General features: G+C 70.0%; 22 protein-coding genes and 1 pseudogene. 12 read left to right on the forward strand and 11 right to left on the reverse strand.

What is annotated here, in order from left to right; all coding sequences use genetic code 11:
- Positions 1-43: 43 nt before the first annotated feature.
- Complete coding sequence (locus Athai_RS27015) at positions 44-1,036, forward strand: 2-oxoacid:ferredoxin oxidoreductase subunit beta (protein ID WP_239157475.1); 993 nt, start codon at positions 44-46, stop codon at positions 1,034-1,036.
- A 167-nt stretch (positions 1,037-1,203) separates the two neighbouring features.
- Here Athai_RS27015 and Athai_RS27020 read toward each other — a convergent pair whose 3' ends face one another.
- Positions 1,204-1,548, reverse strand: coding sequence for an ester cyclase (locus Athai_RS27020; RefSeq protein WP_203964087.1), 345 nt, complete (start codon positions 1,546-1,548; stop codon positions 1,204-1,206).
- Positions 1,549-1,633: 85 nt separating this feature from the next.
- On the opposite strand from Athai_RS27020, the gene Athai_RS27025 reads away from it, so the two are divergent.
- A complete protein-coding gene (locus Athai_RS27025; RefSeq protein WP_203964088.1) occupies positions 1,634-2,185 on the forward strand; it encodes a helix-turn-helix domain-containing protein in 552 nt (183 codons plus the stop codon).
- Positions 2,186-2,221: 36 nt separating this feature from the next.
- On the opposite strand, the gene Athai_RS27030 is transcribed toward Athai_RS27025, so the two are convergent.
- Positions 2,222-2,731: a GNAT family N-acetyltransferase gene (locus Athai_RS27030; protein WP_203964089.1), complete on the reverse strand. Its 510-nt coding sequence runs from the start codon at positions 2,729-2,731 to the stop codon at positions 2,222-2,224.
- 309 nt (positions 2,732-3,040) lie between these two features.
- On the opposite strand from Athai_RS27030, the gene Athai_RS27035 reads away from it, so the two are divergent.
- Complete coding sequence (locus Athai_RS27035) at positions 3,041-3,421, forward strand: phage holin family protein (RefSeq protein ID WP_203964090.1); 381 nt, start codon at positions 3,041-3,043, stop codon at positions 3,419-3,421.
- A 94-nt stretch (positions 3,422-3,515) separates the two neighbouring features.
- Here Athai_RS27035 and Athai_RS27040 read toward each other — a convergent pair whose 3' ends face one another.
- Both Athai_RS27040 and Athai_RS27045 read right to left on the reverse strand, forming a co-directional pair.
- A complete protein-coding gene (locus tag Athai_RS27040; RefSeq protein WP_203964091.1) occupies positions 3,516-3,860 on the reverse strand; it encodes a DUF1330 domain-containing protein in 345 nt (114 codons plus the stop codon).
- A 29-nt stretch (positions 3,861-3,889) separates the two neighbouring features.
- On the reverse strand, positions 3,890-4,711 hold the full coding sequence (locus tag Athai_RS27045; protein WP_203964092.1) for an alpha/beta fold hydrolase: 822 nt from the start codon (positions 4,709-4,711) through the stop codon (positions 3,890-3,892).
- Positions 4,712-4,966: 255 nt separating this feature from the next.
- Between Athai_RS27045 and Athai_RS27050 the strand changes: the two genes are divergently transcribed.
- Entirely contained in the window at positions 4,967-5,764 is a 798-nt protein-coding gene (locus Athai_RS27050) for a helix-turn-helix domain-containing protein (RefSeq protein ID WP_203964093.1), read from the forward strand.
- A 316-nt stretch (positions 5,765-6,080) separates the two neighbouring features.
- On the opposite strand, the gene Athai_RS27055 is transcribed toward Athai_RS27050, so the two are convergent.
- Entirely contained in the window at positions 6,081-6,326 is a 246-nt protein-coding gene (locus Athai_RS27055) for a hypothetical protein (protein ID WP_203964094.1), read from the reverse strand.
- Between the two features lie 288 nt (positions 6,327-6,614).
- Here Athai_RS27055 and Athai_RS27060 point away from each other — a divergent pair, with 288 nt between their 5' ends.
- The 5 genes from Athai_RS27060 (at position 6,615) to Athai_RS27080 (ending at position 10,946) form a co-directional block, all read left to right on the forward strand.
- Complete coding sequence (locus tag Athai_RS27060) at positions 6,615-7,463, forward strand: helix-turn-helix domain-containing protein (RefSeq protein WP_203964095.1); 849 nt, start codon at positions 6,615-6,617, stop codon at positions 7,461-7,463.
- A 15-nt stretch (positions 7,464-7,478) separates the two neighbouring features.
- On the forward strand, positions 7,479-7,676 hold the full coding sequence (locus tag Athai_RS27065) for a DUF397 domain-containing protein (RefSeq protein ID WP_203964096.1): 198 nt from the start codon (positions 7,479-7,481) through the stop codon (positions 7,674-7,676).
- Between the two features lie 99 nt (positions 7,677-7,775).
- Positions 7,776-8,234, forward strand: coding sequence for a hypothetical protein (locus Athai_RS27070; RefSeq protein ID WP_203964097.1), 459 nt, complete (start codon positions 7,776-7,778; stop codon positions 8,232-8,234).
- Positions 8,235-8,242: 8 nt separating this feature from the next.
- Positions 8,243-9,637 (forward strand): hypothetical protein, encoded by a 1,395-nt coding sequence (locus Athai_RS27075; protein ID WP_203964098.1) that lies wholly within the window; start codon positions 8,243-8,245, stop codon positions 9,635-9,637.
- A gap of 1 nt (position 9,638) precedes the next feature.
- Positions 9,639-10,946, forward strand: coding sequence for a S8 family serine peptidase (locus Athai_RS27080; protein ID WP_203964099.1), 1,308 nt, complete (start codon positions 9,639-9,641; stop codon positions 10,944-10,946).
- Between the two features lie 22 nt (positions 10,947-10,968).
- Here Athai_RS27080 and Athai_RS27085 read toward each other — a convergent pair whose 3' ends face one another.
- Positions 10,969-11,517, reverse strand: a complete 549-nt coding sequence (locus tag Athai_RS27085) for a TetR/AcrR family transcriptional regulator (RefSeq protein ID WP_203964100.1) — start codon at positions 11,515-11,517, stop codon at positions 10,969-10,971.
- 99 nt (positions 11,518-11,616) lie between these two features.
- Here Athai_RS27085 and Athai_RS27090 point away from each other — a divergent pair, with 99 nt between their 5' ends.
- Positions 11,617-12,075, forward strand: a complete 459-nt coding sequence (locus tag Athai_RS27090) for a nuclear transport factor 2 family protein (RefSeq protein WP_203964101.1) — start codon at positions 11,617-11,619, stop codon at positions 12,073-12,075.
- A 124-nt stretch (positions 12,076-12,199) separates the two neighbouring features.
- Positions 12,200-13,128, forward strand: a pseudogene (gene rarD, locus Athai_RS27095) (EamA family transporter RarD).
- Between the two features lie 15 nt (positions 13,129-13,143).
- On the opposite strand, the gene Athai_RS27100 reads toward rarD, so the two are convergent.
- From Athai_RS27100 to Athai_RS27110, 3 genes are all read right to left on the reverse strand, one after another.
- Complete coding sequence (locus Athai_RS27100) at positions 13,144-14,235, reverse strand: hypothetical protein (protein ID WP_203964102.1); 1,092 nt, start codon at positions 14,233-14,235, stop codon at positions 13,144-13,146.
- Between the two features lie 309 nt (positions 14,236-14,544).
- Complete coding sequence (locus tag Athai_RS27105; protein ID WP_203964103.1) at positions 14,545-15,294, reverse strand: DUF2127 domain-containing protein; 750 nt, start codon at positions 15,292-15,294, stop codon at positions 14,545-14,547.
- 196 nt (positions 15,295-15,490) lie between these two features.
- The gene (locus Athai_RS27110; RefSeq protein ID WP_203964104.1) at positions 15,491-16,168 is read right to left on the reverse strand and encodes an alpha/beta fold hydrolase; all 678 of its coding nucleotides are present in this window, start codon (positions 16,166-16,168) and stop codon (positions 15,491-15,493) included.
- Positions 16,169-16,517: 349 nt separating this feature from the next.
- Between Athai_RS27110 and Athai_RS27115 the strand changes: the two genes are divergently transcribed.
- On the forward strand, positions 16,518-17,315 hold the full coding sequence (locus Athai_RS27115; protein WP_203964105.1) for a hypothetical protein: 798 nt from the start codon (positions 16,518-16,520) through the stop codon (positions 17,313-17,315).
- Between the two features lie 119 nt (positions 17,316-17,434).
- Here Athai_RS27115 and Athai_RS27120 read toward each other — a convergent pair whose 3' ends face one another.
- On the reverse strand, positions 17,435-18,364 hold the full coding sequence (locus Athai_RS27120) for an endonuclease domain-containing protein (protein ID WP_239157195.1): 930 nt from the start codon (positions 18,362-18,364) through the stop codon (positions 17,435-17,437).
- A gap of 199 nt (positions 18,365-18,563) precedes the next feature.
- A complete protein-coding gene (locus Athai_RS27125) occupies positions 18,564-19,550 on the reverse strand; it encodes a polyprenyl synthetase family protein (protein ID WP_203966257.1) in 987 nt (328 codons plus the stop codon).
- Between the last annotated feature and the right edge of the window lie 136 nt (positions 19,551-19,686).

Consider the following 19,686-nt stretch of genomic DNA (forward strand, 5'->3'; position numbering starts at 1 on the left):
CCGCGCCCTGGACCTGGTGCCCAAGGCCGAGGGCAAGCAGACCATGAAGCAGTTCAAGAGCGACCAGGAGGTGCGCTGGTGCCCGGGGTGCGGTGACTACGCGATCCTGGCCGCGTTCCAGAGCTTCCTGCCGACGCTCGGCATCAAGCAGGAGAACACCGTCGTCGTCTCCGGCATCGGCTGCTCGTCGCGCTTCCCGTACTACATGAACACCTACGGCATGCACTCCATCCACGGGCGCGCGCCGGCGATCGCGAGCGGCCTCGCGACCACCCGCCCGGACCTGTCGGTGTGGATGATCACCGGTGACGGCGACGCGCTGTCGATCGGCGGCAACCACCTGATCCACGCCCTGCGGCGCAACGTCAACATCAAGATCCTGCTGTTCAACAACCGGATCTACGGTCTGACCAAGGGCCAGTACTCGCCGACCTCGGAGCTGGGCAAGGTCACCAAGTCGACGCCGGCCGGCTCGGCCGACGCGCCGTTCAACCCGGTGTCGCTGGCGCTCGGCGCCGAGGCCTCGTTCGTCGCCCGCACGCTCGACTCCGACCGCAAGCACCTGACCTCGGTGCTGAGCGCGGCGGCCGAGCACAACGGCAGCGCGTTCATCGAGATCTACCAGAACTGCCCGATCTTCAACGACGACGCGTTCGAGGTGCTGAAGAACCCGGAGACCCGGGACGAGGCGGTGGTACGGGTCGAGCACGGCCAGCCGATCACGTTCGGCCCGGACGGCGTGCACTGCGTGGTGCGCCGCGGCTTCGGCCTGGCGGTGGCGAAGACCGCGGAGGTCGATCCGGCCGACATCGTGGTGCACGACGCGCACGAGCCGGACCCGTCGTACGCGTTCGCGCTGTCCCGGCTGCCCGGCGAGGACCTGCTGCACACCCCGATGGGCGTGCTGCGGGACGTGCCGCGCCCGTCGTACGACGAGATCGTGCGCGGCCAGCTGGACGCGGCCCGTACCGGCCGGAGCCTGGACGACGAGCTCGACTCGCTGCTGTACTCCGGCGACACCTGGGCCATCGTCTGACCCGACGGACCCGCGACGGGCCGGTCACCGCCACGGTGACCGGCCCGTTCCGTCTCCGCGCTCGCCACCGGCTCGCGCAACGGTGCCGGCCCGTTTTCGTGGCCGCTGCGCAGGCCATTCGTCGCCACGCACGAAGGCGGGCCATTCGTCGCCGCGGACCCGGCGGGTCAGCGGAGGGCGACGTTGGTGACGCCCCAGACGTCGGCGATCCGGCCGTCGGCGACCCGGACCCACTCGGTCAGGTAGCCGTCGTCACCGGCGGCGGTTTCGACGCCGGTGACGGTGGCACGCAACGCCATCCGATCGCCGTCGACCATCGCGTCCACCAGCTCGACGTGGAAGTCCGGGCACCGCTCGATCATCGCCGACCAGGCGCGTTTCACCTGGTCGGGCCCGGTGATACCGACCCCGCGGAAGTCCGCCGCGAAGATCTCGTCCACTGCCGCCAGGTCGTGCTGGTTCGCCGCCGCGTACATCCGGCGGGCCAGCGCGATCATCTCGTCCCGGTCCATGTCGTCCACCTCTCACCTACCGACCGTTCGGTAGGTCACCTACTGTGGACCACTTACCGAACGGTCGTCAAGTAGGCTCGGTGGCATGGCGGACGCGGCGCAGACCCGGCAGCGCATCCTCGACATCGCGCTGGAACTGTTCACCGAGCGCGGTTTCGCCGGCACCTCGGTGGCCGACCTCGCCGGCCGGCTCGGCACCAGCAAGGCCGCCCTCTACCACCACTTCCGGTCCAAGAACGAGATCCTCGCGGCGCTGCTCGAGGCGCCGACCCGGCGCTTCGACGAGCTGGTGGCGCAGGCATCCGAGCTGACCGACGAGCAGCTGCTGGGCCGGGTCGTCGACCTGACCGCCGAACTGTTCGCGGTCGCCGGCGTGCTCGACGGCGACCCGTCGGTACAGGCGGCGCAGCGTGCGCAGCTGCTCGACCGGTCCCGGGACATCAACCAGGCGCTCACCGCGGCGCTGGTCGCACCGCCGGGCGACGCGGACGCGCGGCTGCGGGCCCACGCCGCGTACGCCGCCGCCAAGCACGGCACCCTCGCCGCCGTCGCCGACCTCGGTACGACGGAGCTGCCCGCGACGAGCCGCACCGCCCTGGTGACCGCCGCCCTCCGCGCCCTGCACCCGGCCGGCTGAGCCGATCCGGCCGGCGCAGCTGCGGCGCGCGGCCGGTCAGGCCGGGGTCGAACGGGGAGCGCGGTCGAGCCGGCGGATCATCGTGCGCTCGTACCGGACGCCGTTGCGGCCTGGTTCGGGGTTCGGGGCGACGTCGTGGAAGCCGTTGCGCGCGTAGAGGTTACCGGCGTGCGCGTTGCCCTGGGTCACGTTGAGCCGCAGGGTGTGCGCGCCGGTCGCCGCGGCGGCCGCGGCGACCTCGTCGATCAACCGGTCACCGACTCCGTGGCCGCGGGCGGCGGGGCGGACGTACATCGAGATCAGTTCGGCGACGTCGGGATCGTCGGTCGGGACACCGGTGGCGATGCCCGCCGGCGCGCCGTCCAGCAGGACCAGCACGTTGTGGAAGCCGGGCCCGTCGAGCCGGTCGCGCCACCGCTGCTCGTCCGCATCGACCCAGTCGGCGTAGGTGGAGCCGTACGCGTACGGCGCCTCGCGCAGCGCGTCGAGCCGAACCTCCCGCCACAGCGCCCAGTCGTTCCCGGTCAGTACCCGTACGTCCAGCACCGGCTCATCGTGCCAACGCGGCGCCGCGCGGACAACCGAGATCACGAATGCACGAGGCCGCCCCGGTCCTGCTGGACCGGGGCGGCCTGGGTGGTCGGCATGGCGGTCGCCTCTCGGCGAGTGGCACAACGGGGCTCCAGCCACCCGAAGGTGCGGTATTCCGCGAAGGCAATAGGTGAGGCCCGGGGACTCGAATCACACCGACCGCTCATCACAACGGCCCGGCCCGGCCGATGATTCCGCGGCCCGGTATGACGGACGCCACAGGGTTGTCCGGCGGCACTGGGCGCGGCATGCGACGATCAGGACGTGCGCATACTGATCAGGATCATCATCAACGCCGTGGCGCTGTGGGTGTCGACGCTGCTGCCGGGCATCTCGCTGACCGGGTCGACCTGGCACAGGGTCGGCTCCCTGCTGGCCGTTGCGGTGATCTTCGGGATCATCAACGCGGTGCTCAAGCCCATCATCAAGGTGATCGGCTGCGGGCTGTACATCCTGACCCTCGGCCTGATCTCGCTCGTGGTCAACGCGCTGCTGTTCCTGCTCGCCGGCTACCTGTCGGACAAGCTGGGGCTCACCTTCCACGTCGCCGGCTTCTGGGCCGGATTCTGGGGCGCGCTGATCGTCGCCATCGTCAGCTTCCTGCTCAGCCTGCTCATCCCGGACCGCCTCGAAGGCAAGGACTGACCGCCCACCCGCCGCTGTTGATCATGGTGTCAGCTGGTCCGGCAAGCGATTTCCAGCGAGACAACACCATGATCAACGCGCCGGCCGCGGGCGGTCAGGACTGCGCGGCGCGCAGCGCGGCGGCCATGGCGGCGGAGTCGTGGTCCGCCGGCTCGCCCTCGATGATCAGGATGTCGCCGCCGACGTGATCCGCGCGCAGGTGCTTGATCTGCTGGTACGCCGGGGAGTCGTACCAGTCGCGGGCGTGCTGCGGAGTCGGGAAGCCGAGCAGGACCAGGTCCCCGGACCAGCCGCCCTCCTTCACCTCGACGGCGCCGCCGTGAATCAGGAACCGCCCGCCGTACGGATCCATCGTGCCCTGGATCCGTTCCATGTACTCGAAGACCTCGGGCTGCACCTTCCCCGGTGTGTTGAGCCGGGCCAGTACGTAGCCGGTCATGGTCGTCTCCCTTCGATCCGGGTACCCGCTCAGGAGGCCTTGACGAAGTCGAGGATGTCGGTGTTGACGGCGTCCGCGTGCGTCACGTACAGCCCGTGGCCGGCGGTCGGGTACTCGCGGTAGACGCAGCCCGGGATCGCCGCCGCGGTACGCCGGCCGGTGAAGTGCACCGGCGCCGAGGTGTCCGCCGCACCGTGCAGCACCAGTACCGGCACGTCGATGTCCGGCAGGGTGTCCTCGTGCGCCGCGTTCAGGCACTCCTCCTGGACCGCGAACGCCGCCATCGGCGCCACGTTCAGGCACTGCCGGACCGTGTCGTCGATCAGTGCCGGGGACACGTCGTTGAACAGGTGCGTCGCGAAGTACGCCTGTGCGCTCTTGGTCAGCCACTTCGGCCGGTCGGCGCGCAGCTCGGCCATGGTGAGCGCCACCGCCTCCGGCGGCACCCCGTCCGGGTTGGCCGCGCTGCGCTTCAGCGACGGCAGGCAGGCCGCGAGCAACACCGCGCGGGCGATCCGGCCCGAACCGTGCCGGGCCAGGTAGTGCGCCACCTCGACACCGCCGAACGAGTGGCCCACGATCGTCACGTCCCGCAGGTCCAGCGCGGTGAGCAGGGTGTGGATGTCGTCGCTGAGCGAGTCCAGGTCGTACCCGCCGGACGGGCGCTCGGACCGGGCATGGCCGCGGCGGTCCAGCATGACGCAGCGGTACCCCTCGGCGACGAACCGCGGGACCTGGTGCTCCCACATGTCGGCCGACAGCGCCCAGCCGGCGATGAACACCAGCGGCGCGCCCACGCCGTACTCCTCGTAGGCGAGGCGGGTGCCGTCGGTGGCGGTGACGAAAGGCATCTCGTACTCCTCGGTTCGGCCGGCTGCTCCGGCGCGGTGCGGTGCCCACCGGGCGGTGCGCCCGGCGCGGCGTTCGACCACCAGCCGGTGGTGCGGCGCGGTGACGGCCACCGGCCGGCGGGACCGGCGCGGTGTTCGGCCACCGGCCGGTGGTCCGGCGCGGTGCTGACCACCACGATGCCGGTACCGGCGCATGACGTCGATGACCTCCGAGGTCATGGCCGGCGCGATGACCTCTCGCCTACCGTGGCGGCCATGACCACCAACGTGCTGGACCGGCCCGCGCCGGTCGGTAGCCTGCTGCGCGAGTGGCGGCAGCGCCGGCGACTCAGCCAGCTGGAGCTGTCGCTCGCCGCCGACGTCTCGACCCGCCACCTGAGCTGCCTGGAGACCGGACGTTCCCGGCCGACCAGCCAGATGATCCTGAAACTCGCCGAACGGCTGGAGATACCGCTGCGGGAGCGCAACGCGCTGCTGCTCGCCGGCGGGTACGCACCCGCGTACCCGGAACACGACCTGGACTCGCCGGACCTCGGCTCGGTGTGCGCGGCGCTGCGGCAGGTGCTGGCGGGACACCGGCCGTACCCGGCGGTGGTCGTCGACCGGACCTGGACGCTGATCGACGCCAACCCGGCGATCGACATCTTCACCGACGGCGTCGCCGCGCACCTGCTGGAACCGCCGGTCAACGCGCTGCGCCTGACGCTGCACCCGGACGGGATGGCCCCCCGGATCGCGAACCTCGGCCAGTGGCGCGCCCACCTGCTCGGCCGGCTCCGGCACCAGGCCGAGACCACCGCGGACGTGGCCCTCGCCGAGCTGTACCGGGAACTCGCCGGCTACCCGTGCGCCGACCCGGAACCGGAGATCGACATGGCCGGGCCGGGCAGCGTCGTCGTACCGCTGCGCTACCGGTACCGCGGCGCCGAGCTGTCCTTCTTCTCCACCACCGCAGTGTTCGGCACCCCGCTGGACGTGACCGTCGCCGAACTCGCCATCGAGTCCTTCTACCCCGCCGACGACCGCACCGCAGCATTCCTCCACAACCCCTGACCGCTCCACCCGCCCGGCCCCCCGCCCGTGGATCATCGCGCCCTGCCCGGTTGATCACGGCGTTGCCCGGCACGGTCGATCATGGCGTTAGCTGGCACGGCAATCGCTTACCCAGCAGCTAAAACCATGATCAACTTCGCGGGCCGGTGCGCCAGGTAGCCTCGGTCGCGGCGCCGCCCGGTATCTCCAAGGCCGGGCGGTACCGCGGGGCGCGGCACGGGCTACCAACTCCATCGCCGCGCCCCGCTTCACCCCCGGCGCAACTCCGGCGACCGGCTTCGCCGGTGCCGGCGCGCGCTCACGGACGGCCTCGCGCTCACAGCCAGGCGAGGCGCAACGGACAGAGCATCGACCAGCGGTCCAACGCGGCCTCGGCGCTCGCGTGCCGCGCGGTGTCCAGCCGGCCGGCACGATCGGTCCGGTAGAGCAGTACGCGATCCGGCAACTGCACGCCCCACCACAGCACCGGGCCGGCGGGACGCGCCGCTGCCAGGAACTCCGCGTACTCGTCCTCTTCGGGATCGAACAGCAACGCGAACTGACGCGGCGCCGGCGGTGCCACCCGCAGCACCTCGGCGATCCGCTCCTCGACGGGCCGCTCAGCAGGTACGGCCTCCCCTTCTGTTGCGACGCATGGTTTTCCGGACGACATGACTGCCTCCAAGTTAGGTACGGCGGAGGCACGGCCCGGGCTACCAACTCCATCACCGCGTCCCCGTTGGCACGGACCGCTACGAACACTGCCGTCCGTGCTGGACAGCTTGACGCAGAGCTATGTCTAATGTCAATCTTGCGTCGTAATTTTCCTGTCGTCGTTTTGCGTCGCTCTCGCCCGGTTCGGAGGACCCGCATGGCCAAGCCGATCGGCCCCACGATTCCGCGCTGGCAGCTCGGTGAGCAGCTGCAACGACTGCGCATCGCCGCCGGCTACAGCCGGCAGCAGACTGCCCAACGGCTCCGCTGCTCGGTCAGCAAGATCGAGAAGGTGGAGGGCGGCCAGGTCCGCGCCAAGCTCGCCGAACTGGAGACGATGCTCGCCGAGTACGGCGTACCCGAGGACGAATGGCCACCCCTGCTCGAACTGCAGCGACTCGGCGCCACCCGCGGCTGGTGGTCCAAGTTCGGCCGACTTCCGTTGCCGTTCACCGAGTTCCTCGGTCTGGAGATGGCCGCCGAGACCATCCGCACCTTCGAACTCGCCGTAGTCCCCGGCCTCTTCCAAACCGAGCCCTACGCCCGCGCCCTCACCGAGTCCGACACCGTTGGGATGACCCCGGAATGGCTCGAACGCGAGGTCGGCCTGCGCATGGACCGGCAGAAGCAGATCCTCTCCGATGACCCGCCCCAGATCCTGCTGGTGCTCGACGAGGCAGCCCTACGCCGCCAGATCGGTGGCCCGAAGGTGATGCGCGACCAACTCGCCCACCTCGTCGACCTCGCCAAGACGGTCCACCTCCAGGTCGTCCCCTTCGAGCATGGTGGCTATCCGGGTATTGCCGGACGGTTCGTTGTCTTCGATTTCCCCGAAGACCTGCACAGCCCGGTGGTCTACGTCGAGAGCCAAGCGGGCAACCTGTACATGGAGAAGGGCATCGACATCCGTCGGTGTAGCCTGGCCTTCGATCATTTGCTGGGTGCCGCCCTCAGTCGACCCAAGTCGGTCGCCCTCATCAAAGACATCGCCCGGCACCTGGAGTGACTCGAAGGAGCCGCGATGACCCCGAATCCGAGCGCTACTCGCTGGCGCAAGAGCAGTCGCTCGAACACCGGAGGCAACTGCGTCGAGATCGCAGATTCCCCTGGCGTCATCGCGATCCGGGACTCGAAGAACCCGGCCGGACCAGTACTCACTGTCACCCACGACGCCTGGACCGCCTTCATGAGTGCGCTCAACCAGGAAACCCTCGCCTGAGCGTCCGGTCACTGCCGTATCAAACCGTCGGCCGCGCGTGGTTGTGTGGGTACGATACGTTGCCTTCCGGCTTGATCTGACGGGTTCGGGAGGTTCCCAGTGGGCGACGGCAAGTCCAGCGGCGCGCAGCAGGTCGACACATACAACCTGATCGACGCGGCGACCAAGGTGAAAGAGCTGGCCGGCAAGGAAGGCTTCGGCAAGGCCCTCTCGGCGTTCCAGGCCAGCATGCGGAACTACTCCGTCAAGACACTGGACAAGGTTGCGGCCGACCAGAGCAGCAAGTCGAAGGACTTCCAGTCCGTCGGCGCGAACGCCAGCTGGGTCAACCCGTTCGGGCACTTCGGCGAGGCCGACCACCTGTTGGCGCACGTCGACGACGTGCACCAGGCAGCGGTCGAGGACGGACGAGACCTCATGGCCGCGCTGGTACGGATGGCCGGGGCGCTCAAAGCCGCCGCCGACCTGTACGACCAGAACGAGGACAAGAACTCCGCGGTCTCGAAGGAGGTCATGCGGCGGTTGATGACCGGCTCGGCGACAAGTTACGAGGCATAGGGGCAGACGTGGAAGCAGCCGTACCGACCGACGGCGGAAGCAGCAGCGACGGCCTCCCCTGGGAGCGCCCGGTACGGGAGATCACCCTGGCCGCACGCTCCGACGTGATCGATGAGATGCGGGATCCGTGGAGCAAGTACCTCTCCGCCATCAATGACTGCGCCAAGCAGTTCAGCGCAATCTGGACGGACTACCTGGAAAAGCATTGGAGGGGCGAAGCCGCTCACGCATGCTACGTTGAGTGGCAACACCTCTATGTTGAGATCACCAACTTTGCCAAGAATTATGCATCCGTCGATGGCGCGCTGAAGAACGCAGAGAAGGCGGTGATCGAGGCACGTGAAACTATCCCGGTCCCGGTATTCAATGGCGGCCGGCTGCCGGGAAACATTGATGCCGGAGTTGGATCGGCGGCGGACCTGAAGGTCAGTGGCGGTGACCTCTACTCCGATTATCAGGAGTCATCGGAGTCCTACGCCGACTTCGCGTTCCTACATCATGCGAAGCGCGAATTGAGCGATGGCGAGACTCCGGTCGGAGTCCGTGCGCATACCAAGTCTGGTTACGGCGTCAACGGGACGGTCGAGGCATATGAAAAGCCGGCTCTGACAAGCAAGGAAAAGCAGGTCCGCGAACAGGCAGTCCAGGAGTGGTACCACACTCATCAGTCGACGGCAAACGTGGCTCGCGACAACCTCCTCACCGACTATGCGCACAGCAAGAGCAGCCTCCCCAAACCGTATGGGGGGTTCATCTACGCAGACGATTCCGAGGAAAAGAAGAAGGACCCCGGCGGCCGCTACCTTCCGGGCGGTGGCGACGGGTCCGGAGCCGCCTACGGCGCTGGGTCCTTCGGTGCGGTCGGCGGCGCAGGGCTCGGCGCTGGTGCCGTACACGCATCGCTGCCGATGACCAGACACGCAGCTCTGCCCTCGCCGCCATCGTCGATCGCTGATGGCATCCGGCTTGCTGGCGATCCGGATCCCTCCGCCGTCGGTACGGCAGGCGGCACGGCGCTGTCCGGCGGCAACTCTCGGTTGCCGTTGTCGTGGTCCACCGCACCTGCAGGCGGGGCCGGTGGCGCGGGCAGTTTCGGCGCCGTCGGCGCCGGAGGCATCGGCGGCGGCTTCGGCAGCGTGGGCGTGCCGGGCACATCGACGCCGGGCGAAGGTTGGTGGAACCGGCCCCGGTCCGGTCCGGTCGGTCCGGCCGCCAGCAGCCCGGCAGCGCAGCTCGCCGCCGCCCGTGGCGGCACGTCGGCAGCCGGCAGCAGCGGCGTCGGAATGATGCCGCACGGCGGCGGCTCGGCCAGCAAGCAGCGTGAGGAGCGCCAGACCTGGCTGACCGAGGACGACAAGGACGTCTTCCGGGCGAAACCGGCCACCCCAGGCCTGATCGAATAGGGTGACCGACGTGTTTGCACGCACTCCCCGAAACGAGACCCGGCACCGGACCGCCGCGTTGGCGGCGATCGTGGCCGGCGGACTCACCGCACTGGCCATCAGCGCGCCGGTCGCGGCGTCGTCCGACGGCCAGTGGTACCTCGACGCACTGCACGTGCGCCAAGCGCAGAAGATCAGCACTGGCAGAGGCGTCACCGTCGCGGTCATCGACTCCGGCATCGACAAGACACGGCCCGCTCTCTCCGGCCGACTGGTCCCGGGAAAGTGCTTCGGCAGCGCCAAGGGTGCTGATCCGACGCTGGATTTCAACGGCCACGGCACAGGCATGGCGGGATTAGTCGGCGGCAACGGCAAAGATAGTCGACAGATCCTCGGGATGGCTCCGGGAGCCCAACTCATGCCGTTGTGCGTGAGCGGGGACGACACGACGCAGGATGCTTTGCTAAGCAGTATCACTCCGGCGATTCGGTATGCGGTTGATCACGGCGCGACGGTGATCAGCATGTCGCTCGGAGCGTACGAGAACCATGCCCTGGACAGCACCGTCGCAAAGCTACACAACGGTATCGCGTATGCCGAAGCGCACAATGTAGTGCTGGTCGCGGGCGTTGGCAACAAGGGTCAAGGCAACGAGGGTGTTCTCAGCCCCGCACGGCTTTCCGGTGTCGTCGCGGTCTCCGGGATCGGCACGAACGGAAAACTCTGGAACGACTCCGTGACGGGAGAACAGGTGGCGCTCGCCGCTCCCGCCGAGCACATTTTGAGCACCGACACGACCAACAAGTTCAAGGATGGTAAGCCGGTCGATTCCACCGGATACCAGATCGCCAGCGGGACCAGCGCTGCTACGGCGTTGGTGGCGGGGGCGGCGGCGTTGGTGCGAGCGAAGTATCCGAAGTTGGATGCGGCCAACGTGATCAACAGGCTCATCAAGACGGCCGACCACAAGGGGGTCCCGGGCCGGAACCCGCAGTACGGGTACGGGATCGTCGATCCGGTCAAGGCGCTCACCGCGCACGTCGATCCGGTAGACAGCAACCCGCTCGGGCAGCTCGACGCGCGGGGCACCGGCGGCAGCTCGTCGAAGGCGGTTGCCGCACCCGGCAAGACCGGTAACGGCGGCGGGAGCAATGTCGGGGTGTGGATCGCGGTCGGCGCCACCGTACTGGTGATCATCGTCGTCCTGATCGTCGTGCTCGCGGCCCGTTCCCGCCGCCGCAGGGCCCCCGTAACGGCGGACGGCTGGCAACCAAGTACCCAGCCCTCCCGGGATCCCGGCAGTCTGGGTCCCGGGAGGCCGCGACGATGACGGAGAGTACGGGCGTACCCGGTTAGATGGTCGGCTGGGAGAGGCCGGACAGGACGATGTCGATGACCCGGGACAGTGTTTCGGGGTGGGGCGGCATGGTCGCGGACGCCTGGGCCAGGCCGCGGAGGAGGAGATAGACCTCGTCGACGGTGACAGAGGGTCGGACGGCTCCGCTGTTTTGTGCCTGGCGGAGTACCTCGCTGACGGCCGCCTTCAGGCGGTTCGAGGCGTCGATGGCGGCGGGGGACGGCTTCGCGGGCAGCAACGTGCCCAGGGTGAGTTTGGTGCCCCCCGTTTCGATCATCGTGCGAAGCAGGGTGCGCCATCCTGTCGCGGGGTCTGGGGTTGCGGCGATGGCGAGGGCTTGGTCGGTGAGGCGGTCGAAGTGCCGCAGGAGGGTCGCCTCGATCAGCTCCTCCTTGGTGGGGAAGTGGCGGAAGACGGTGGCGTGGCCGACGCCGGCTCGGCGGGCGACCTCCTCGGTCGATCCGGCCGCGCCGCCCCGGGTACCGAAGACCTCTTCGGCCGCGGCGAGGATCCGCTCTCGGTTCTCTCGGGCATCTTGGCGCATCGGGTCCCTTCCCCAGCTCTGTTGGAGGACTTTAAACGAAGTCGAGACTTCGGTAAACTTACCGAAGTCTCGACTTCGTTTAGTCCTGGAGGACGTGCTGTGCCATCTTCACCAGCCGATGTCGTCCGCGCCGTCGCCGAAGGGGTCGGCCGGGTGATAGCCGGTGGCCTGAGCGAGCAGGAGAAGGAGGCGGAGTTCGACCGTCTCGCGAGCCTGTACGCGGCGGAGACCGACGTCCGGCATCCGTTCGCACCGCTGGGTGACACTCCCCTGCACACCCGCGCCGAGGTGCGGCACCACTTCTCCGACGGGCCGGCCTGGCAGGTCGACAGGTTCGAGCCGGTGGGCCGGATCCACGAGACCGCCGATCCCGAGGTGGTCATCTACGAGTTCAGCTACGTCGGCTCGCGGGACGGTCGGGACTTCGCGGTGCCGTGCATCTTTGTGGTCCGGGTGCGGGACGGAGTCATCGTCGAGTCGCGCGACTACGTCGATCACTTGGGCATGGCTCGGGCGTTCGGGCGGCTCGACGACCTGGCCACCGCGCTGTCCGCCTGAGCGGGTGGCGGTGGCCCGGTCCGGAGGCTCGGACCAGCCGGCGCGTCCCGAGGGGTGGTACGGGGCGGGTGAGGTCTGGCACAGCGTCACGACCGGGAAGCGTTGCGGTGCTTACGGTGTGCGGGTGGACGAGACACGGCGCGGATACGTGTACGGGCTTGTCGCGTACGGGCTGTGGGGCTGTTCCCGATCTACTGGAAGCTGCTGCGGCCGGCCGGCGCGGTCGAGATCCTGGCGAACCGGATCCTCTGGTCGGCGGTCTGTTGCGCGCTGCTGCTGGTGATCCTGCGGCAGTGGCGGTGGATCGCCGGGGTGCTGCGCCGGCCGCGTACGGTGGCGAAGCTGGTCACGGCGGCCGGGCTGATCGCGGTCAACTGGGGCACCTACATCTACGGCGTCAACTCGGGGCACGTGGTGGAGACCGCACTCGGGTACTTCATCAATCCGCTGGTGTCGATCCTGCTCGGCGTGGTGATCCTGCGGGAGCGGCTGCGCCGGCTGCAGTGGGTGGCGATCGCGTTCGGTGTCGCCGCGGTCGTGGTGATCACCGTCGACTACGGCCGGCCGCCGTGGATCGCGCTGACGCTGGCGGCGTCGTTCGGGCTGTACGGGCTGACGAAGAAGACGCTGCGGCTGCCGGCGGCGCGCGGCCTGTTCGCCGAGTCGGCCGTGCTGGCGCTGCCCGCGGCCGGTTACCTCGGCTACCTGTCCGCGACCGGTACCGGCACGTTCGGCACCGTCTCGGTGGGGCACACCATGCTGCTGGTCGGCGGCGGGCTGGTGACGATGGTGCCGCTGCTGTCGTTCGCGTCCGCGGCGAACCGGCTGCCGCTGACCTCGATCGGCGTGCTGCAGTACCTGACGCCCACGATGCAGCTCTGTTGCGGGCTGATCCTGTACGGCGAGCCGATGCCGCCGGCGGAGCTGGCCGGCTTCGTCCTCGTCTGGATCGCCCTCGTGGTCTTCACCGCCGACCTGGTGCACCGGACGCGCCGGACGGTGGCCGCGGCGCCACGCGAGGCGCCGCGGCTGTCCACCACATCCGACCGCTGACGGCGGCCGAGCCGGTCAGGCGACGGTGACCGCCGTGTCGTCCAGTACGAACGAGGTCGCGTCGACCGAGTCCTCGGTACCGGTGAACCGGATGGTGATCGTGTTGCCGGCGTAGTTGGCGAGCGAGACGGTGTGCTGGCCGTACCCGCTGGCCGCATCGAGGTTCGAGTAGCTTGCCGGGCTGGTCAGTACCGATCCGGACGCGTCGAGGACCTGCACCGCGAGCTTGTCGTACTTGGTGCTGGTGGTCGTCTCGGTGGTGTCGACGTGCAGCCAGTACGAGAGGGTGTAGCTGCTGCAGCCGCTCGGCAGGGTGACGGACTGCGACAGGGTGTCGGTGTGCGTGCTGCCGTAGCCGTCCAGCCAGGCGTCCCAGCTGCCCGAACGTGCCGGCTCGGTGCTGGAGTTGCTGACCACGCCGCTGCTGGCCGACCACGGTGCCGCGGTACCGGTCTCGAATCCGGGGTTGCCGAGCAGCTGACCGGTGCCGCAGCCACCCCCGCCGCTGCTGGTGCCGAAGGTGATGCCCAGGACGGCGTGCAGCTCGATGCCGTTCGGCGCGACGCCGGTCTGCCCGTGGAGGAAGTCGAAGAACCCGACGCCGGTCACCGTGACCGGCACGTCGGCGGTCTGGAAGCTGCCGGTGGGGGTGTACTTCGCGTCCAGCTCGTTCCGGGCCGTGGTGATGTCGCTCTTGAGCGGGCTGGTCGAGCCGACGCACGCCGGGTCGGGGATCTCGACGATCATCGTGTTCCCGGAGCTGTCCTGGATGACCAGGTGATAGTCCGAGTCGCCCTCCAGCTTGTACTCGGTGAGGGTCGCGGACACCTGGAACACCGTCGTCTCGGTCGGCTGGATCCGGCTGTCGCTGGGCAGGCTCGGCGGCTTCGCCAGCGAGCGCAGGTGCGAGATGGTGGTCGGCGTCGTCGAGTTCAGGTCGATCTGGCCGGCGTCCGCGTCGGTGCCGGTCTTGACCGACCAGCGCTCGACACCGCAGCTGCTTGCCTGCGCAGCCGCGTTGGGCCGCAACGCCTCGTGTTCTTCACCGGGCGACGCGGCGCCCCCGGACGTCGCGGCGGCGGACCCGCTCACCACCACGGTGGTCAATGCGGCACATACGGCCAGTGTTCCGATTCGTCTCGCTGTCCGCACGGGGGACCTCCTCACACGTCGGATACCGCGAGCACGGCAGGGCGTTCACCGACACGGCACGCCCTGGACGGAGGGTGTCACATATCACCCGGAACCCCTACGTACCAGAAGAGTTTTTACCGAGGCCTATCCAACCGTCTGCAGGGGTGCCAAACGCCGATCCGACCCCGATACCGCGCAATTCACCGGGCACCGCGGTACCGCCCCGGCACGAGGACCGCGAAACGAGCCCGGTGCCCGCCGCGCACGGGCCACCGGGGCCCCTCAGACGGCGGCGCGCTCGACCTCGAGCAGGGATTCGCCGAGCAGTGCGGCGTGTGCCGCATCCGCGCCGCCGCGCAGGCCGAACAGCCGCTTCGTGACCAGCAGGTAGATCACCGCGACGACGTTGAACAGCAGCGCACCGATCCGCAGCCAGGTGAACTTCTCGGACAGTTCGTAGATCTCCAGCGGCAGGAACGCCGCGGTCGCCACCACGGTGAAGTACTCGGCCCAGCGCTTGACCAGCCACAGCCCGACGCCCTCGACGAGTTCGATCAGCGCGTACCCCAGCAGCGCCGCGGCGATGACCAGGAGCACGGTGTGGCTGAGCGTGAAGCTCTTCCGGATCTCGTCGACGATCGGCGAGTCGGTCAGGTCGTACCCGAACTTGTCGGCGAGCGGCCGCACCAGCGGCAGGTCCGACTCGAACACCCGGCTCAGGTCGACCTGCGAGTCGCGGAACCACCAGACCGCCAGCGCGGCGGCGGCGATGAGCAGGCCGCGCAGGAACCGTTCGACGGCGAGGATCCGGATGATCAGCCGGTCCCGGATCGCAGCACCGCGCGGGATCAGCGGGGCATGGTCGGCCGGGCCGCCGCCGGCGGGTGCCCCGACCGCGTACGTGCCGCAGCGCAGGCACCGCCACGCCTCGCCCTGCGGTGTCGTGGCGCACAGCCGGTCGCGCAGTTCCGCCTCGGCCGGCGCGTACGTGACGTGCCCGCGCCGGGCGCAGGCACGCAGGTTCCAGTCCATGCCGGCACAATATGCGCCGCCGTCGAACACCCCGCGCCACTCACGTACCACCCCGGACGATTCCACCCCGCCAGCGGGACCGTCGACGAGATCCGCCAAAGCAGTCCGCGAGCACGACTGGCGATGTCAGTAGTGCCGGCTGCGTGGGTGGTGTGTTCTGCGCGGGTGGTCCCGCCGGACGCGAGGTCTCGCGGGCTCAGGACGTCAGCCAGGGGACGACCTCGGCGAGGAAACGGTCCGGGGCGTCGCGGTGGATGTCGTGCCCGACGGGAATCTCGACCAGCCGGGATCCGGGCACGGCGGCGTGCGCGTCGGCCAGGATCTGTTGCGGCACATGGCTGCTCGGGCCACCGGCCAGGATCAGCGTCTTCGCGGTGACCGCGGTCAGTCCCGCCCACCAGGCCGGGTCGGGCTGGGCCAGCTGGGACACCAGCGCCACCATGGCATCCCAGTCGTACGGGGGCTCGGGGTCGGGGCGTGGCCCGAGCTCGGCGACGAACGGGTCCCGGGGCGGCGCGCTGTCCACGGCAACCAGGTGCGAGACGCGGTCCGGGCAGCGCTGGGCGACCAGCCACGCCACGGTGCCGCCCAGCGAGTGCCCCACCACCGAGTACCGGCCCGGGGTCAGCTCGGCCATCACCCCGGTCACGTCGTCGCGCAGCCGCTCGAGGGAGTGCGCCCCGGGCCGGTCGCTGTCGCCATAGCCGCGCATGTCCATCGCGTACACGCGATGCGACCGAGCGAGCCCCGGTGCGGTCGCGTCCCATGCAGACCGGGTGGGCCCGCTGCCGTGCAGCAGTACCACCGGCGGGTCCGCCGGCTCGCCCCACACCGACAGCGCCAGCCGCGTTCCGTCGACATCGATCACTCGCATGCGCAAACCTCATTCCGGGAACGTGCTCGAAGCCCGGCCGGCACCACCTGGCCCCGACGGACCAACCGGCCACAGTGCCGACCGGCCACGGTGCCGACCGACCCACCGTCACCGAACCGACTGGCCACCGGAACGACCAGCGAACCGACCGCCACCGCGACTGGACCAACCAGCCACCGGACCGACCGGCCACTGGTCACCGGGACGACGAGCGTCCCGTCCGACCAGCCGCCAGCCGACCAGCCATCGGGACGACGGGTCGCCGGGCTCCGATGGGCTGGGCAACTGTATCCGCTCGGCGGCGGGAATCGCGGTGAGCGCAGCCGGTGCGGCTGGCAGCATGAGCGCCGTGACGAGAACGCTGCTCGCGGCGCGCAACAACGCCGACTGGTGCCGGGCGATGTGCCGGGCGCACGGGTTGCACAGCCGTACCACCGGCGCGGTGTGGAGCTGTCCGGAGCGCACCCCGCCGTACTATCCGGACGCCGTGACGTTGCGGCCCGATGTCACCGCCGACGAGGTACTGGCGGGTGTCGACGCCGGGCCCGGCTGCTCGGTCAAGGACAGCTTCGGCACGCTCGACCTGTCCCCTGCCGGCTTCGTGCCGATCATCGAGGCGACCTGGCTGTACCGGCAGGTCGGGACCACAGGGCCCGGAGCCGCACAGACCGGGGCCGCAAGGGCCGGGGCCGCGCAGGCCGGGACCGCGCAGGCCGGGACCGCGCAGGCCGGGACCGCGGCGGCCGGCGGCGGGGCGGCGGCGCGCCGGGCCGAGTGGCGGCGCGTCGACGACGCCGACGCGCTGGACGCCTGGATCGCCGGGTGGGACGGTGGCGCCGGGATCTTCCGGCCCGAGTTGCTCGCCGACCCGGACGTCGCGGTACTCGCCCGCTACGACGGCGAGGCGGTGACCGGCGGCGCGGTCGTGAACCGTTCCCCGGGCTGCCTCGGCGTCAGCAACCTGTACGCGTCGACCGGCGACCCGGCCGACGCCTGGCGCGGCGCCGTCGCCACCGCCTACGCGGTCTTCGAGCCGCGCCCCGTCGTCGGGTACGAGCACGGCGACGACCTCGCCGCCGCCGTCCGCGCCGGCTGCACCCCCCTCACCACCCTCCGCATCTGGCTCAACCCCACCGCGCCGCGTTGATCATGGACCCCTGCCGCGTTGATCATGAGCCTGTACGGATTGCAATCGATTGCTGCCCTACACAGCACCATGATCAACTCAGGCGGAGGCGTAGGCGGCGGGGGGACGTGGTGTTGGCGTCAGGCCGCGTGCCGTGGGTTGCGGAGTAGGGCGTGGAGCATGTTGGGGATGTAGGCGGGATGAGCGCAGTCGTCCCAGGTGAAGCGGAAGACGCGCCACCCGGCACGGTGGAAGTCGTTCTGCCGCCGCCGATCCACAAACAACGCCTCGGGGTTCGCGTGCGGGCCCCGACCGTCGGCCTCGACCGCCAGGCGCCGGCTCGGCCAGGCCAGATCCGCATATCCGAGCACGTCACCCTGCGCGTTCGTCACCGGGTACTGCAGTGCTTCCGGCGGTGTTCCCCCGTCCACGCAGCGCAGCCGGACGCGTGTTTCCAGCGGGGACTCGGCCCGGCCGTCACACTCGGTGAGACAGCGTCGCGCGGCCAGCGCACCGCGTCTCCTGCGCAACGCTGGGGACAGTCGGTGGAGAAGAGCCGCGTGCTCGGCTGGGCCCGGCTGGAGAGCCGAGTCGAGCAGCGCCACCGCGTCGAAGCGCGGGAGGCAGCAGATCAGATCGATCAGGGTGCGGTCGATCGAGGTCGTCGGAACACCGTCGATGCAGGCCCGCTCATCGGAACGCAGCTCGTACTGGTGGATGCGCAGCCATGGCTGGCGTGCCCGGACTCGGCTCGCCGTGGGCGCCACCGCAACATGCACGAGCGGATCGGCCGGAACGGCAAGGCCGTGCAACTCCGCGGCGGAGTGCAGCGCCGCAACTGCCGAGTCACCGCACGAGAGGACGGCGGCGCGTATCCGACCGCGTCGAGTCAACGCCGCTGTCGGCGAAGGTTCGTACACCCGAGGGATTGGTCTCGCCCACCGATGGCGCTGGACCAGAACGTTGATCTCATGCGTGGTCGCCCCCAACCGTTTGGCCTGTTGCAACGTGAGGACACCGTCCTGCGTGCTGGCCAGCTCGTGCGCCCTCGCTACCCATTCGATCGCCACAGGTACCAGACTTCACCAACCGCCGCGGGAATCCCGGAGTTGTCCACAGGCCACACGTCTGTCCACAGGCCAACTCCGCCCAGTCTCGGTTGATCATGGCTCTATGAAGGCAGCAAGCGCTTTCCCCGCTACACCACACCATGATCAACGCGGCGGGCGACTCGCGGCGGACAACGCCGTGGACGGCGGGCGGCGGGCCTCAGCGGGTGCGGGCGGCCACGTAGTTGCAGAGGTGGTCGAGGGCGGCGCGGGCCGGCACGTCGGGCAGGACCTCCAGCTGGGCGCGGGCACGGTCGGCGTAGTCGCGGACGGTCGCACGGGCGCGCTCCATGCCGACCGAGTCGCGCAGCAGGGTCAGCGCCTCGGCGTGCAGGTCGTCGTCGGTGACCGGGCCCTGGACGATCTCGGCGAGCCGCCGGCTGTCCGGGTCGTCGGCGCCCAGCGCGTACAGCACCGGGAGGGTCAGCACGCCCTCCCGCAGGTCGGTCCCGGGGGTCTTGCCGGACTGGTCGGTGTCCGAGGCGATGTCGAGCAGGTCGTCGGACAGCTGGAACGCCAGCCCGAACGTCTCACCGAACTCGGCCATCGCCGCCACCATCGCCGGGTCCGCGCCGCCGAACATGGCGCCGAACCGGGCCGAGGTGGCGATCAGCGCACCGGTCTTCTCCGCCAGCACGTCGAGGTAGTGCTGCACCGGGTCGGCGCCGCGCGGGCCGGCCGTCTCGCGGATCTGCCCCTGCACCAGCCGGGCGAAGGTACGGGCCTGGATCCGCACCGCCTCCGGCCCCAGCTCGGCGACGATGTCGGAGGCGCGGGCGAAGAGGTAGTCGCCGGTCAGGATGGCCACGCTGTTGCCGAACCGGGCGTTCGCGCTCTGCGCGCCGCGGCGCACCGACGCCTCGTCCATCACGTCGTCGTGGTAGAGCGTGGCCAGGTGGGTCAGCTCGACGACGACCGCGGCCTGGACCACCTCCGGCACGTCCGGCTTGCCGAAGTGGGCCGCGAGCAGCACCAGCAGCGGCCGGGTGCGCTTGCCGCCGGCGTAGGTGAGGTGCCGGGCCATCTCCGTGACGTACGGGTCGGCGCCGGACACCGCGGCCAGCACCGCCTGCTCCACCTCGGCCAGCCCGGTGGTCAACGCGGAGCTCAGCCCCGCATCGTCGAAGTCCAGCCCGGCAGCGGCCATCGTCGCCTCCGTACCGGCGACCACACGGTCTGCCTGCGTCGTCCTCGCCACGGCACCCACGATGCCACACCGCCTCACTGCCCGAACGGTGGAGCCCGCCGGAAGCCGTCCAGCACACACCCGACGAAGGCGCCCC

Source organism: Actinocatenispora thailandica (genome assembly GCF_016865425.1).
GTDB lineage: Bacteria > Actinomycetota > Actinomycetes > Mycobacteriales > Micromonosporaceae > Actinocatenispora > Actinocatenispora thailandica.

Bases quoted from the DNA above. Each gene is read 5' to 3' on its own strand.
- Athai_RS27015 (WP_239157475.1), top strand. From the start codon at position 44: ATGAAGCAGTTCAAGAGCGACCAGGAGGTGCGCTGGTGCCCGGGGTGC.
- Athai_RS27020 (WP_203964087.1), bottom strand. From the start codon at position 1,548: ATGGACCGGGACGAGATGATCGCGCTGGCCCGCCGGATGTACGCGGCG.
- Athai_RS27025 (WP_203964088.1), top strand. From the start codon at position 1,634: ATGGCGGACGCGGCGCAGACCCGGCAGCGCATCCTCGACATCGCGCTG.
- Athai_RS27040 (WP_203964091.1), bottom strand. From the start codon at position 3,860: ATGACCGGCTACGTACTGGCCCGGCTCAACACACCGGGGAAGGTGCAG.
- Athai_RS27045 (WP_203964092.1), bottom strand. From the start codon at position 4,711: ATGCCTTTCGTCACCGCCACCGACGGCACCCGCCTCGCCTACGAGGAG.
- Athai_RS27050 (WP_203964093.1), top strand. From the start codon at position 4,967: ATGACCACCAACGTGCTGGACCGGCCCGCGCCGGTCGGTAGCCTGCTG.
- Athai_RS27060 (WP_203964095.1), top strand. From the start codon at position 6,615: ATGGCCAAGCCGATCGGCCCCACGATTCCGCGCTGGCAGCTCGGTGAG.
- Athai_RS27065 (WP_203964096.1), top strand. From the start codon at position 7,479: ATGACCCCGAATCCGAGCGCTACTCGCTGGCGCAAGAGCAGTCGCTCG.
- Athai_RS27085 (WP_203964100.1), bottom strand. From the start codon at position 11,517: ATGCGCCAAGATGCCCGAGAGAACCGAGAGCGGATCCTCGCCGCGGCC.
- Athai_RS27105 (WP_203964103.1), bottom strand. From the start codon at position 15,294: ATGGACTGGAACCTGCGTGCCTGCGCCCGGCGCGGGCACGTCACGTAC.
- Athai_RS27110 (WP_203964104.1), bottom strand. From the start codon at position 16,168: ATGCGAGTGATCGATGTCGACGGAACGCGGCTGGCGCTGTCGGTGTGG.
- Athai_RS27125 (WP_203966257.1), bottom strand. From the start codon at position 19,550: ATGGCCGCTGCCGGGCTGGACTTCGACGATGCGGGGCTGAGCTCCGCG.